Source organism: Actinosynnema sp. NPDC020468 (assembly GCF_040642015.1).
Classification (GTDB): Bacteria; Actinomycetota; Actinomycetes; order Mycobacteriales; family Pseudonocardiaceae; genus Actinosynnema.
Map to the genome: position 1 here is coordinate 1 of NZ_JBFAEO010000071.1, position 13,852 is coordinate 13,852.

Genomic DNA, 13,852 nt, shown 5'->3' on the forward strand with positions numbered 1-13,852 from the left:
TTGGGGGGGGCGCCGGGGCGGGGCCCGCGCGCGGCGGCGGTGTTCCCGGGGGGCCCCCTGGGGGGCGGTGGCCGTGCCGGCGAAGTGTGGCGGCGCCGGCGGCACCCCTCGTGGTCGGCCGCCGGTGCCGCCTCGCCCTGCACCGGGTGCCAGCGTGGCCGACCGCCTCCCTCCGGCAACACGACGTTCTGCGAATCCGCTGTTCAGTGGTTTCGGACGACGCGCCGGCGGACCTAGACAGGACTTCGCCGCGGCGACCGGGAGGGGCTTGTGCGATGACGGTGGAGCTGCGCGTGCTGGGCGAGGTCGAACTCCTGGTCGACGGGAGTCGGGTGGACCTCGGCCACGCCCGGCAGCGGTGCGTGCTGGGCGTGCTGCTCGCGGAGGCCAACCAGGTGGTCGCCACGGACCGCGTGGTGGACCGGGTCTGGGGCGCGGACCCGCCACGCCGGGCCCGGCAGCTCGTCAGCAACTACCTGTCCGTGCTGCGGCACCTGCTGGCGGCCGGCGGCGTCGCCGACGAGGTGGTCGTCGAACGGCGGGGCGGCGGCTACGTGCTGCTGGTCGACCCCGACCGGGTGGACCTGCACCGGTTCCGGCGACTGGTCGCGCTGGCTCGGGCGGACGCCGACCCCGCCTCCGCCCTGGAGTCGTTCGACCGGGCGGCCGGGTTGTGGCGGGGCGAGGCGCTCGCCGGGTTGGACACCCCGTGGATCGGCGTGGTGCGGCAGGGCCTGGAGCGCGAGCGGTTCGCCGCCGACACCGACCGGATCGAGCTGGCGCTGCGGGCCGGGCGGCACGCCGTGCTGCTGCCGGAGCTGACCGCGCGGGCCGCCGCGCACCCGTTGGACGAGCACGTGGCCGCCCAGCTCGTACTCGCCCTCTACCGCGCGGGTCGCCAGGCCGACGCCCTGGAGCAGTACCGGCGGTTGCGGGTCCGGCTGACCGAGGAGCTGGGCGCCGACCCCGGACCGGACCTGCGGCGCCTGCACGAGCGGATCCTGGCCGCCGACCCCGCCCTGGCGGCCGGTCCGGACCCGGCGCCGGTCGCGCCGCGCCAACTGCCGGCCGCGCCCGCGCTGTTCACCGGCCGGGTCGCCGAGCTCGCCGAGCTGGACCGCGCCGTCGCCGACCCGGAGGTCGGCACGGTGGTGATCACCGCGATCGGCGGCGCGGGCGGCATCGGCAAGACCTGGCTGGCGCTGACCTGGGCGCACCGCAACCTGCACCGGTTCCCCGACGGGCAGCTGTTCGTCGACCTGCACGGCTTCAGCCCCGACGGTCGGCCGACCGAGCCGTCCGACGCGGTGCGCGGGTTCCTCACCGCGCTGGGCGTCGACCCGGGCGCGCTGCCGGCGGACGTGGACGCGCTGGCCGCGTGCTACCGCGGTCTGGTCGCCGGCCGCCGGATGCTCGTCGTGCTGGACAACGCGGCCACCGCGGAGCAGGTCGTGCCGTTGCTGCCGGGCAGCGCGTCCTGCACCGTGCTGGTCACCGGGCGCACCCGGCCCGCGTCGCTGATCGACCGGCACGGCGCCCGCCACCTGCCGCTGGACCTGCTCACCACCGGCGAGGCCCGCGCGCTGCTGGCCGCGCGCCTGGGCGACCGGCGGGTGGCCGCCCGGCACCGGGTCACCGACGAGCTGATCGAGCTGTGCGGACGCCACCCGCTGGCGTTGGCGATCATCGCCCGGCACGCCGCGACCCGGCCGTCGATCCCGCTGGCGGAGTTCGCCGCCGAGCTGCGCCGGTTCGGACTCGAGGCGCTGGACCACGACACCGATCCCACGGCCAGCCTGCCCGCGGTGCTGTCCTGGTCGCTGCGCGCGCTGACCGACGAGCAGCGGACCGTGTTCGCGCTGCTCGGCACCGCGCCGGGTCCGGACGTCGACCTGCCCGCCGCGGTGTCGCTCACCGGCCTGCCCGAAACCCTCGCCCGCCGGGCGTTGCGGGTGCTGGAGGACCACTCGCTGCTCGACCGGCACCCGGGTGGCCGCTACTCGATGCACGACCTGGTCCGCGCCTACGCCGCCGGATTCGCCCACGACCACCTCCCGGAACCCGCGCGGCGGGCCGCGTCGCAACGGGTGGTCGACTTCTACCGGCACACCGCGCACGCCGCCGAGCACCTGCTGTACCCGCTGCGGCAGCCGATCCGGCTCGACCCGCCGGCGACCGGCGTCCACCCCGAGCCGCTGCCCGACCACCCGGCCGCGCTCGCCTGGCTGGACGCCCACCACCCGCACCTGCTGGCCGCCCAGCGCGTCGCGGCGACCGAGGCCCGGCACGAGGCCGTGTGGCACCTGGCGTGGACGCTGAACACGTTCCACCTGCGCCGCGGGCACCGGCACGACGAGTTGGCCGTGTGGCACGCGGGCGCGGCCGCCGCCGAGCACCTGCCCGACCCCACCACCCTGATCCACGCGCTGCGCCGGCTCGGCCACGCGCACGCCGAACTGGACCGGCACGAGGAGGCGCTCGTCCACCTGGGCCGCGCGCTCGCCGTGGCCGAGGAGCACCACGACCCGACCCAGCAGGCCCGGACGCACCACGCGTTCGCGTGGGCCTGGGAGCAGCGCGGCGACACCCGGCAGGCCCTGCTGCACGCCCGGCGCGCGCTGGTCCTCATCCGCGGCCTGGACCAGCCGGTGTGGGAGGCCGACGCGCTCAACACGGTGGGCTGGCACGAGGCCCACCAGGGCGAGTACGACTCCGCCCGCACCCACTGCCGGGCCGCGCTCGCGCTGCACCGCCGGCACGAGGACACCGACGGCGTGGCCGACGTCCTGGACAGCCTGGGTTTCATCGACCACCGCACCGGCCGGCACCGGGAGGCCGTCGAGCACTACCGGGAGGCGCTGGCCCTCTACCGCGATGTCGGCAACACGGCCGAGGCCGTCGACACGCTCGACTACCTCGGCCACCCGCTCGCCGCGCTCGGCAGGCACGGCCAGGCGCGCGCGGTGTGGCGGGAAGCCCTGGACCTGTACCTGCGGCTGGGTCGGGACGCCGACGCCGAACGCGTCCGCAGGCAACTCTCCGACCTCGACCCGGTGGGGTCGACAACCGCCCGCGCCCGGTAGTCAGGCCCAGTCGGCCAGGCGGGCGGCCCGGACCTCCGCCGGCAGCACGGCGGCGAGTTCGCGCACCAGCGGCAGCGGGATCGTGGAGTACTCCGGGTACCGGTGGAAGGGCTTGATCATCGCGTGGTGCGTCGAGTGATGCCGGCAATCCCTTACGGGACTGAACCTTCACGCGAACAACACGCAGCAGGGTGGTCTGACCAACGGTGGTCCACTCCAGCATCAGCACAGCCGCACCACCCGGCCTTCGCACATCACCATGGGTGGTGGCTTCCCGGCGTCGGTTACTCCAACTCGCCCGAGTCCAGGTCCAGTTGTGTCAGGAAAGCCGTCGTGAAGGGGCCGAGTCCGTTGGTCGCTGGGAGGTGATGGTGTCGTTCGCCGAGTCGGCCATCGCCTCCGGCCCGGTGGGCGTTGCGGGTGGCGGCCCGCGCCAGCGAAGTCGTCAGCCCGGCGTAGAGGTCGTGGCCCATGGCGTCGAAGACCGCGACGTGGACCACACCGCCGTCCACGACGTAGTCGTGGTGTCAGCGACAAGCTGTCAGACCAACCTGAGCCCCAGTCGGACTCGATCGCCGGTTCGTTCCACTCGGTCGAGGTTCCAGCCCTGTCGCATGAGCAGGTCCTGCGCGGCGGGTCCCGTGGTGAGGGTCGTCTCGCGCCAAGTTCTGCGATCGAGACAGATGTTCGAGCAAATTGCCTCACAAAAATTGCCGATCGACATCATAAAATTCATTGTCAGGCACTTTTCGCCTTCGAATTCGAGGGTGACAAGAGGCGATTTCGATCCGGAACGACTGTCTCCATAAAACGTCTTTTCGCTTCACCACCACACACCCTATTCACACCTTCGTGGTTGCACGCTGTTATCGGCAGTGGAAATGGTAGTCGAGGTGGGGACCGAGGTACTCGCCCACAGAACAGCGGGCACTACAGCAGTCCGGCAGGACACCGTCGGTGGCATCCTGCCGGACTGTCGATCTCGGTGGCTAGGCCGTGATCAGCCGCTGGTGGAAGGCGGTGGTCGCCTCACTTTCGGCGTCGTATTCCTCGAACGGGTCGTACTCGCCGCGTTCGTACACACCGATCTGCCAGCGGCCGTCGCGTTCGCGCAGGAAGTAGAAGTCCGTGGGTGGCACGGCGCCGAACTCGCGCACGCCTTCGATCTCGTACATCGCGCGCGGAATGCCCGCGCGGTCCAGGGCTTCGACCAGCGCGACCCGGTCCACGGTCACTTGACCACGCTGAGGTAGCCGTTCGTGACCAGCCAGGCGACGTTGCGGCGTTCCGGCGGGTTGGGCGAGGAGACCTTGTACTGAGGTCCGCCGCCGGGCTGGCCGAAACCCTTCGCCGAGGTTCCGGCGAGGACCTCGAACTCCTTCTCGACCTTGTACTGGTAGTAGCCGTACGGCTGCTTCACCCCGGGCTCGTACTCGCAGGTGTTGAGGCTCTGCGGCGGGACCGAGCGTTGCACGAGCGGGGTGCCCGTGGTGGACAGGAACCTGCCGGACTGACCGCCGAAGCGGTCGACGAGCTTGCCCGGTTGGAGTTTCTCGGCCGTCGGTGTGCCCTCGAAGCCGTCGTGGTCCGGGTAGATCCAACCCTTGCTGTCCCAGTACCTCGCGAGGAAGTCCTGCGAGGTCGCCTCGTTGCCGAACCGCTGGTAGCCGATCAGCAACCGGCCCACGACGCTGGACTCCGAAGGCAGGTCCTTCGGTCCGAGTCGTTCGTCGTCCTGGTAGAAGGGCTTGTCGCACACCGGCGGCGCGTCCGCCACCGGCGGCGGTGTGGCCTGCGCGACGGGGGTGGTGACCAGGCCGAGTGCGGCGGAGAGCAGGACGAGGAACGGGATCACGTGCTTTCGCGGGGTCATGGCATTCCTTTCAGACGACGGCGGCGTCGAGTGCGTCGAGCAGGTGGGTCGAGTAGTTGGTCGAACTGTTGAGCTCCTCGGTGTCGAACCACTGGGTGTGGGTGACCTCCAGCGTGGCCGTCTTCTTCTGCGATGGACGTACCCGGTGCCGCCGGCACCCGGCCAGGGCGGCGTGGTGGTGTCGGAGGGCCAGTCCTGCATCTTCTTCCGGCTCGGTGCCGCGGAACCCGACGAGGATCGTGTCGTCACTCGCCGCGGTGGACGCTTGCGAATCCTGCAGCGGGAACGGCGGCGTGAACGTCTTCTCGTGGTGGCGGACCCGGTCGAAGCCCCGGTCGCGACAGGTTTCCTCGACGGTGTCCCGCGACTGGTAGGCGAGTTGGGCCGCTTCGACCATCCAGAGCGCCTGGCGCACGCCGTAACCGGTGGCGGCGTGATCGCGAGTGGTGACGGGCATTGCGAAATCTCCTTGCATTTCCTCAATGGAACCACTGCCGCAATAATTGACCCGACGGCACCGCGCCTACACCTCCCACCCGCCACTTCACCCGGATGTGTGCGAATACCCAAAAAAGTTCGCATTTGAGCGATCTGCGCACGCTTGCCATGAGGTGGCCTTCCACAGGCCTGCCAGGCGTTATAGTGACTCATTTCGATCAACAGTCACTCGATTGAGTTAATGCGAAAGCAGGATCAGGGGAACCACTGCGTTGTCACCGATCACGACACAATTCGTCACGTCTTGAGTCGCCGTGTGTAGCCGTGAACCAGCGGTGTGCGCGGCGTGCTGCGCGTCAGGCCTTGACGGCGGCGAGCGCGGGCTGTCGGCCGGGTACACGATCGCCCAGTACTTCGGCTGGCAGTGGGGCAAACGCGTGCGTCCCCGCCAGGCCGCCCCGTTTCACACCGTCGTGCTGGTCGGTTTCCTGCTCGCCATCGCAATCCTGCTCACCACCGTGGACCCGATCGCGGTCACCGAGTACTCCCTGGTGTTCAGCGCTCCCGTTGACCTACCTGCCGATCCTGGTCGTGGCCAACGACCGCGACTACCTCGGCGACCAGGTCAACGGCCGGCTCGCGAACACCCTCGGCGTGTTCTACCTCGTCGTCATCCTCGTGGCCGCGCTCGCTGCGATCCCGCTGATGCTGCTGACAGAAATGGGCTCATGAGCACCCACCTCGACCCGCTGCGCGTGGACTTCCACCTGCTGGACCGCCAGATCGTCGACCTGCACCGCGCGTTGGTGGGCACGGTCGACGTCGAACTCGACGACGAGCTGCGCGTCACCGCGTTGCTGGTCGGCCAACGCGTCCTGGGCGATCGCATCGGCGGCGCGCTGGGCCGGTGGCTGACCTCGGTGGCCGAACGCCAGCACGGCCCCGAACGCCGCCCACCCGTGCGCATCGCCTTCAGCCACGTCGCCCGCATCGGCAGCGCCGTCGAACTGTCCATCTCCGCGGACCTCCTGGACACGGCACCGCTCGAGTCCTGGCTGCGCACCCACCTCGTCGGCCGCATCCCCGGAGCCCGCCATGAAGGCCAGTGACCTGCTCGGCCGCACCGCCCACGACCTCCACGGCGAGTCACTGGGCCGTGTTGCCGATCTGATCACCCACCCGGACGCGCAAGGCCGCCCACAGGTCACCGCCGTCCTGGTCACCCCGCGCCACCGCGGTCGACTACTGGGCTTCGAACGTCCTGGAGTGCAACCGCCGTGGATCCTGGAACTCCTGTCCCACCTGCTGCACCGGGGCACCCGGGAAACCCCCCTGGGACCAGGTCCGTATCCGCGGCATCGAGTGATGCCGGCAATCCCTTACGGAGCTTGACCTGGAGCCCCGGCGACCACCGGACACCGGATCACAGGGGCCCGCAGCAGGGTGGCTTCCTCCTGCACCGCCTCCTGCCCCGTCTGCTTCGTGCCGCCTGACGAGGGCGGCCAAGTCGGTCGTGGCCGAAGAACCCACCTTGCCGGTTCACGGGCTTCGGTGACGGAGCACCGTCCCCAGGCAGGGGATCCGGGGCAACAGGACGCCGTTCGGTGCCACGAACACCAGGCCATGGGTCAAGACGCGGAGGGAAGGGCCGGTAGCGATCCGTTCGGGGTGGCCGTGCCGAGCGTGGCGAGGGCGTCGAGCCATCGTTGCTGGAGGGTGTCGAGGATTCTGCGTTCGACTTCGGGGGCGACGTGGGCGTAGATCTGTTGGATCTTGTCGGGGAGTTTGTGGCCGAGGCGGAAGGCCCGGCCGACGTCGGGGATGCCGTCGGCGATGAGCCAGGTGTTGTGGCTGTGGCGGAAGCCGTGGAAGGTCAGGCCCGGTTTGACCGGGTGGACGCGGACGCGAGGGCTGGTGCTGTGCAGGTTGCCGTCGGCTGCGGGGCGCATGGCGCGGCGGGAGAAGTTGGAGCGGCGTAGCAGTGCGTTGTGTTCGGTGACGAACACGTGCGGATGGTCGTGGGTGTCCAGGTGCCGGCGGAGCAGTTCCACCAGGAACGGTGGCAGGGTCACGGTGCGGGCGGACTCGGCCGTTTTGGGTGGGCCGAGTTGGAGGGTGCGGCCGATCTCGTGCAGTGCACCGAAATCGGGGTCTATGACGAAGCACCCGTCGTCCAGGTGGGTGTTGACCCGACGCAGCCCGGCCAGCTCACCCCAGCGCGCGCCGGTCCAGGCGGCGGTGATGTCCAGGACGCCGGCCCACGCACCGGCCAGGGACACGGCCTGGAGAGCGACCCGCAGGGCCTGGTGGGGTTCGGCCCAGACGATCTCGCGGGCGCGGTGGTCGCGTCGGCGTGGGCGGATCGGGTTGTGGTCGAGCAGGTCCTCGTCGGCGGCGTCGGCGAGGATCATGGTGAACACCTTCATGATCGTCTTCGCGGTGCCGTGGGCCAGACCCCGGGCGCGTAGTTCCGCCGCCCAGGTGTGGGCGGCCAGATTGCCGACGTCGGTGAGGTCGCCGGTCCCCCAGCGCGGCCGGATGTGGTTGCGGGTCAGGCTTTCGTACTGGGCCAGGGTCGTCGGGGCCACGTCGATCCCGCCGAACCACCGGTCGATCCAGTCGTTCACCGCCATCGACCTGCGTTTGTCCGGCGCGGGCGTGGTGGTGGCCGTGGATCGGTGGAGGTTGTCGATCCGGTGGGCTTCGGCCTTCGCCTCGTCCTCGGTGCCGAATCCGGACGACGAGCCGAGCGACCCGTCCTCGCGGACGTACCGGACCCGCCACGAGTTCGGTCCGCTTCGTTCCCAGTAGGCCATCGGGGCTATTCTCCTTCTGCCGCAGGGGTTCCGGCCGGGGCCGACGAGGACATGGACGCATCGTGCACACGAGGACTTCAAGCGCGGTCGGGAAGATCCCCGGTTCGGGTACGGTTTCCGCCCGGGCCAGCCAGGCAGGACTCGGCGATCTGCTCGACGTCACGGGCGGCGAAGCGCAGGTGCTTGCCCAGGAATCGGCACGGCACGGCACGGGCCGCGGACAACACCACGACACCCTGCGGCTTCCACTTCACCCACCACGACCCCGCAGGCGCGGCCGCCCGCTACCAACACTGCGGAAACTCGTTCATCCTCATCAAAATCGACCGCCGACACGCACCCGGCAACACCGCCTGCGTGGGCCCCTGGTCCTCACACCCCTTCTTCCAGTACGGCGAGGACGCGGTGGTCAACGCCTACTACATCCCCACACGCCCGCGACTCCTGGTACTTGACGACAGGACGATCTGCTCCCTGACCCAGCCTCAGGTGTGAGGCGCCGGGCCAAGGCCCACAAGTCAGCCACTTACACCCAAGGCGGCACCTGGGGACGATTCCGCGTGCGGCCTTGGGTGTCGAAACGAGCCAGCTCCGTCGAACGGTCTTCAGAAAGACAAAGTGGCTCTCCGGTTGCAATGAAGGAACGGCCCGTCCTCTTCGAGTCGCGCACTGCCGCCAGGCACTGGCGGACTTCGACGCAGTTTCTCCTCGAACCCTGCGCCGATCGGGCGCGGCGAGACCAGATCGATGTCAGGAAGGACGGGCTGGCGTTCATCGCGGGCACGTTGATCGCGTTGCAGGTCACGAGTGGTTCTGGCGAAGCAGGTGCGTTGGCCACGCACGTCGACGGATTGCTTTCGCCGGGGAGGGCTACCCTGCCCTCGTGGCTGAGGATCAGGTGAGGCGCCGGGTGCGGATCGTGGCCGACATCGTGCGCGCCCGACCTCGCCGACCACGCCCGCGCCGAGGACCGCGCCGCGATCGGGAACGACCCGATCAAGGCACTGGAACTCCTTCTCGACCCCGACGTCATCCTCGACCAGGTCCACGGGGTCGAGGCCGTGGACGCTGCCTTCGCGCTCACCGAGGTGGACGAGGACGGCCACCCGGCGAACTAGGACCGTCTGGGATCCGGGAAGCGCCGGGTGGATCTGGCCGGCCCAGCAAGCCGCGACGAACCTGCCCTTCTGCACCTGAGGGGCAGTCGGCGCCGAGCTGCGCGAGACCGAACAGCTCGGCGGTCACCCGGTGTTCGGACGTGCTCTCCGTCCGGTCTCATCGTGGTCGGCCGAGGACTGCACGTCGGCGACCAGCCGTCAGCCCAACCTGAGTCCTAGTCGGACTCGATCGCCGGTTCGTTCGACTCGGTCGAGGTTCCAGCCCTGTCGCAAGAGCAGCTCCTGGGCGGCGCGTCGCGTGGTGAGGCGGTCGGTGTCGTAGTAGACGATGGCTTCGTCGAGCAGTCGTCGGTCGAGCCAGGGTCGGGCGTTCTCGGCGCCGCCTACGACGAGAACTGTTCGCGAGCCGTGCCGGTAGAGCAGGTTCAAGGCGTCCGTGGGGTTGTAGGGTAGTTCGGCGGGAACGTTGAAGACGTCCGCTCCGTGCCCGCCGGGGATCCCTTCCGAAGGTTGTCCATTCGGGCCGATGACGACGTCGTGCGACGCACGGTGGGCCGCGACCAGCTCGGCGACGTCGGCCGTGGTGTGGTCGGTGTCGAGCCAGGTGGTGTGCGGTCTGCCGACGGACTGGGCGTGCAGCCACGGGTCGAGCACGAGTCGCGCGGTGTCGGCGAGGGTGCCGATGACGACCTGCACCCCCGCCGCGCGCAGCCGGGCCGCGCCTCCCTCCTCTCGGGAGGTGGGGTCGATCAGGGCGATCACGACGCGGGCGACCCCGGCGTCGAGGAGGGCTTGGCGGCACGGGGGCGTGCGACCGTGGTGGTTGCACGGTTCGAGGGTCACCACGGCCGTGCCGCACCGTGCCCGCTCCCCCGCTGCCCGCAACGCGTGGACCTCGGCGTGGGCTTCACCTTTGCGGCGGTGGAACCCCTCTCCGGCGACGAGGCCGGCACGGTCGAGGATCACGCAGCCGACCGGCGGGTTGGGGCTGGTGGTGCCCAGGCCCATCGCGGACAGGGCGACCGCTCGCCGCATCGCCGCGATCTCGAGTTCGTACGTGGTCACGCGAGCCTCGCGGACAGGCGGTCCCGCAACCGGCTCACGGCCTCTACCCCGCCGTGCGGCGCCAGCGCGCGGGCTACCTGTGCGACCGCTCGTTCGGTGCGCACGGACCCGGAGCTGCGGGCGATGTCCAGTGCCTCCAGGGCCGCGTCGGCGGCGCGGTCGGGTTCTCCGATGCGGGCCAGTGCCGTGGCGTGGCGGCCGAGCGCGTTGCCGCGGTCGCGGCGGTAGACGCTCGGAAGCGACGGCAGCACGGCGTCGTAGAGTCCGACGGCCTTGTCGGGTCGCCCGAGCAGGAGCCAGCAGTCGGCTCGTTGCAGCTCCAGGTAGGTGGGCGTGCAGAAGGAGCCGTGGCCTTGGCGGGCGGCGCCGTCGGTATCCTGGGCGGCCCATTCGTGGGCGGCGTCGAGTGCGCGGTGGGCCGCGAGTTCGTCTCCGGCCAGGGCGTGCCCGCGGGCCTGTTGCTGGGTGATCGCGGCGCGCATCGGCGCGTGCAGTTCCGGTCCGCGGCGATGCGCGGCGGTCGCGAGGCCGATGACCCGACCCGGGTCGTCCGCGGCCTGTTGGCTGCGGCGGAACAGCGTCCAGGCCACCATGGTCTCGTCCCCGCCTTCGTGCGCCCACTCCATCGCGCGGTCGGTCCAGACCTGGGCCAGTCGGGTTTCGGCGGCGTCCTCGTGCAACCACGCCGCGGACTCGGCGTACCAGGAAGCCAGGCGGACCAGGTCGACACGCCGGGCGACCGGGACGGAACGCATCAGGTCGATGACCAGGCGCAGGTGGTCGTGGACGGAGCTGAGGGCGAAACGCGGCCCGAACAGGTTGTCGGTCCGGACCAGCAGGTGCCACTGCTCACGCAGGTGATCGACGAGTTCCTCGACGTCGTGGCCGCCGAGCCCGGCCGGCGGCGGCAGGTGCCCGTGATCGGGGAAACGCGGGACATCCGGGCCGGGGGCGTCGCGGCGTCGCCCGACCTCCAGGCGGGCGCGTTCCCTCAAGCCGACGAGGTACCCCTCGGCGCCCAGCGCGTGATCGGCCGCCTTGACGAGGTCCTTGGAGGGAAGGTTCGCGCCCTTCCTCTCCATGACGGACACGTACTGCCTGGTGTACCCGATCCTGGCGGCCAGCTCGCGCTGGCTCAGCCCGCGCTCAACGCGCAACCGCCGCACCTCGGAGGCCAGGAAATCCGCCCCGACACGGTCATCGGACCCCGGGTTGTGCGGTCCGTGGTTCACGACGCGCTCCCGAGTGCCACCGTGGCGACGTCAATCCACTCGTACGCCCGCTGGTCTCGGTTGAGGTCGATCAACGCGACGGAGGACACGGTGGTGTGGGCACTGTGTTCCGCGTGTCCGGTCAGAGTCCGGGCGACGTCGCGCGCGGAGCCGGCCCTGTTCGAGTACGCGAGGCTGACGTGCGCGCGGAACCCGGTCTCCGCCTCGGGCACGTTGTCGTGGCCCCACACGTCGCCGATCGCACTACGGATGGCTGCTCGTAGGCCTGCCAACGGTTCCAGGGGGCGTGCGGGCATCTGGACGGTTTCGGGGTCCAGGTGCGCGGGTCCGATCGTGATGGTGAACGGTGCCAGTTCCGCGCACCGGGTGCGGGCGGCGTCCACGATGCGGTCCACGTCGTGTCGGGCGACTTCGTCGGTGAAACCGACTCCCTGGAGCGTCAGGTGCAGCCAACGCGCGGGAACGGAGTCGAGTCGGGGCAAGGCGGCGAGAACCGGTTCGTAGTCGGCGACGAGGCGCAGGACATCGGGGTGGTCGGCGAACGTGATATGCCAGGTGTAGAAGGACCTGCCGACCTTCCAACCGGGCCGCCACCACCAGTGGTCGCGCATGGGCTCCGCCTCGTTCACGCGGTCAACTCCCTCGTCCCGATGTCCCGGCGAAAGTCGTGGACGGCCTCCTGGATCCGCTTCGTCACCGGATCCGCCGTGCCGCCCACCTGTCTGGCCAGGGTTCCCGCCTCGGTCACCCGCCGAACCAGGGGACGGACACGGTGGGAAGGCGGTGTGTCCAGCACCGGGCGCAGTGCGTCCTCGGCTGCCGGCAGGTCGTGGAGTACCAGGTGGGCTTTGACCTGTTGCAGACGTGTCATGCGTTCCGAGCCCAGGTTGCGGTGGTCCTTCGCAGTGGCTTCGAAGAGGGCCACCGCGCGATTTGCCGAGTTCAACGCTTCCTGGGCGTCACCGAGGGCGAGTTTGGTGTCCGACCACAGGGACGCGGCCCGGCCCACCGAGCAGGTCAGCGGTCCCTCCGACTCGTCTTCGTTCCTGCCTGTGGTCTCGGACAGCAGCTGTGCCTGCCGCAGTGCCTGCCCGGCAGCGTCGGTGTCACCCGCGCGAGCGAGGTCCAACGCGAGTGCACTGGACAGGAACATCTTCGCCGTGCCGGTGCCCGAGTAGCGGAGGCCGTCGGCGGCATGGTGCGCCGCACCAGCGTAGTCGCCCTGCCAGAACGAGGCGGTGTGGCGGGTGGCGCACACCCAGGCGCGCAAGGGGTTGTGGTCGGCCCGCTCGGCGCACATCCACGCCGCGCGTCCGTGAGTGGAGGCCGCGTCGGTGTGCCCCAGGTCGACGGAGATCCAGGACAGCAGCGTCAACGACCAGCCCGCGACGGCGTACAACTCGCGGGTGTGGCGTGGATCCTGATGTCCGGCCAACAGGGAGACCGCCCGATCCCGCAGGGCTCGGGTGCGTGCGAACAGCGGCTCGGTCGGCACCTTCAAATACAGGTGCGCGATCCGCCGGACCTCGGAGTGCATCTGCTCGACGGTCAATCCACCGACGTTCGTGGATTCGGCCCACGCAAGAAACTCGGCGGACTCGTCGGCGGTGTTCATCAGCAACTCCTCCACAGCATCGGTGCCGCCGTCTCCACGGGCACGCACAGCCGAACGCACCGCAAGAAGCCCACCCACGCTCGATCGAGATGGACTTTCCTTGGCGGGGGCGTGTTGGTGCCGCAGCGCCTGTTGCTCGCCCCTGGCCTGCTCGCGCAAGGTGTTCAGGGCGTTGTCCGCATCGAGGACGCGATCGATCGCGCCAATCAGCTCCCGGGACGGCAGGTTGCGCCCGACCCTTTCCGCCATCGACACGTACTGCCGCGTGTAGCCCACCTTGGAGGCCAGGCATTGCTGGCTCATCCCGGCGTTCCGACGACGTCGGCGCAACTCGCCGGCGAGCCGGAAGGCCGCAGAAGCTTGTCCAGGATCGGACGACGCGCGGCTCACCCTCGACTCCGCTCGGAACGAGACGGACAACCGATTCGACTGCCTATCCAGCCCATGGGTCTCCTCACCCGCTCAGGCGCTGCGGTCAGGACTCCAAGTCCGTGCCGGTCGGATCCTTGGCTTGATGGTGGGTCATGCGCGGGTCCCCGTTCAGGGGGCAAACAGGAAAATAGCGCTGCGTAGCCGTGTTGCCTCGTTACGCAACTATACCGTCGGCTGGTC

General features: G+C 70.2%; 13 protein-coding genes. 4 read left to right on the forward strand and 9 right to left on the reverse strand.

The genetic code is table 11. From position 1 onward, the window contains the following. Positions 1–275 precede the first annotated feature (275 nt). Positions 276–3,083, forward strand: coding sequence for a BTAD domain-containing putative transcriptional regulator (locus AB0G50_RS33260; protein ID WP_360117071.1), 2,808 nt, complete (start codon positions 276–278; stop codon positions 3,081–3,083). Between the two features lie 284 nt (positions 3,084–3,367). Here AB0G50_RS33260 and AB0G50_RS33265 read toward each other — a convergent pair whose 3' ends face one another. From AB0G50_RS33265 to AB0G50_RS33280, 4 genes are all read right to left on the reverse strand, one after another. Then, entirely contained in the window at positions 3,368–3,595 is a 228-nt protein-coding gene (locus AB0G50_RS33265) for a SpoIIE family protein phosphatase (protein ID WP_360117074.1), read from the reverse strand. 477 nt (positions 3,596–4,072) lie between these two features. Beyond that, entirely contained in the window at positions 4,073–4,318 is a 246-nt protein-coding gene (locus tag AB0G50_RS33270) for a hypothetical protein (RefSeq protein ID WP_360117077.1), read from the reverse strand. Next, positions 4,315–4,956, reverse strand: coding sequence for a TNT domain-containing protein (locus AB0G50_RS33275; RefSeq protein ID WP_360117080.1), 642 nt, complete (start codon positions 4,954–4,956; stop codon positions 4,315–4,317). Before AB0G50_RS33275 ends, AB0G50_RS33270 begins: the two co-directional genes overlap by 4 nt. 10 nt (positions 4,957–4,966) lie before the next feature. Beyond that, entirely contained in the window at positions 4,967–5,413 is a 447-nt protein-coding gene (locus AB0G50_RS33280; RefSeq protein WP_360117083.1) for a hypothetical protein, read from the reverse strand. Positions 5,414–5,961: 548 nt separating this feature from the next. Here AB0G50_RS33280 and AB0G50_RS33285 point away from each other — a divergent pair. Both AB0G50_RS33285 and AB0G50_RS33290 read left to right on the forward strand, forming a co-directional pair. After that, positions 5,962–6,126, forward strand: a complete 165-nt coding sequence (locus AB0G50_RS33285) for a hypothetical protein (RefSeq protein WP_360117086.1) — start codon at positions 5,962–5,964, stop codon at positions 6,124–6,126. Beyond that, positions 6,123–6,503, forward strand: a complete 381-nt coding sequence (locus tag AB0G50_RS33290) for a hypothetical protein (RefSeq protein ID WP_360117089.1) — start codon at positions 6,123–6,125, stop codon at positions 6,501–6,503. The genes AB0G50_RS33285 and AB0G50_RS33290 overlap by 4 nt, the downstream gene beginning before the upstream one ends. A gap of 519 nt (positions 6,504–7,022) precedes the next feature. Here AB0G50_RS33290 and AB0G50_RS33295 read toward each other — a convergent pair. Then, positions 7,023–8,210, reverse strand: a complete 1,188-nt coding sequence (locus AB0G50_RS33295) for a site-specific integrase (protein WP_360117092.1) — start codon at positions 8,208–8,210, stop codon at positions 7,023–7,025. Between the two features lie 51 nt (positions 8,211–8,261). Here AB0G50_RS33295 and AB0G50_RS33300 point away from each other — a divergent pair, with 51 nt between their 5' ends. Continuing rightward, positions 8,262–8,705, forward strand: a complete 444-nt coding sequence (locus tag AB0G50_RS33300) for a DUF6355 family natural product biosynthesis protein (protein WP_360117095.1) — start codon at positions 8,262–8,264, stop codon at positions 8,703–8,705. Between the two features lie 821 nt (positions 8,706–9,526). On the opposite strand, the gene ribD is transcribed toward AB0G50_RS33300, so the two are convergent. From ribD to AB0G50_RS33320, 4 genes are read right to left on the reverse strand one after another with little or no spacing between them, the layout of a single operon-like run. Then, positions 9,527–10,363, reverse strand: a complete 837-nt coding sequence (gene ribD / locus AB0G50_RS33305; protein ID WP_360117182.1) for a bifunctional diaminohydroxyphosphoribosylaminopyrimidine deaminase/5-amino-6-(5-phosphoribosylamino)uracil reductase RibD — start codon at positions 10,361–10,363, stop codon at positions 9,527–9,529. Positions 10,364–10,389: 26 nt separating this feature from the next. After that, positions 10,390–11,625 carry a helix-turn-helix transcriptional regulator gene (locus AB0G50_RS33310; protein ID WP_360117098.1) on the reverse strand — a complete coding sequence of 412 codons (1,236 nt, stop codon included), beginning with the start codon at positions 11,623–11,625 and terminating at the stop codon, positions 10,390–10,392. Next, positions 11,622–12,254, reverse strand: a complete 633-nt coding sequence (locus AB0G50_RS33315) for a 2'-5' RNA ligase family protein (protein WP_360117101.1) — start codon at positions 12,252–12,254, stop codon at positions 11,622–11,624. The genes AB0G50_RS33310 and AB0G50_RS33315 overlap by 4 nt, the downstream gene beginning before the upstream one ends. Next, on the reverse strand, positions 12,251–13,630 hold the full coding sequence (locus tag AB0G50_RS33320; protein WP_360117104.1) for a helix-turn-helix transcriptional regulator: 1,380 nt from the start codon (positions 13,628–13,630) through the stop codon (positions 12,251–12,253). Before AB0G50_RS33320 ends, AB0G50_RS33315 begins: the two co-directional genes overlap by 4 nt. Positions 13,631–13,852 lie beyond the last annotated feature (222 nt).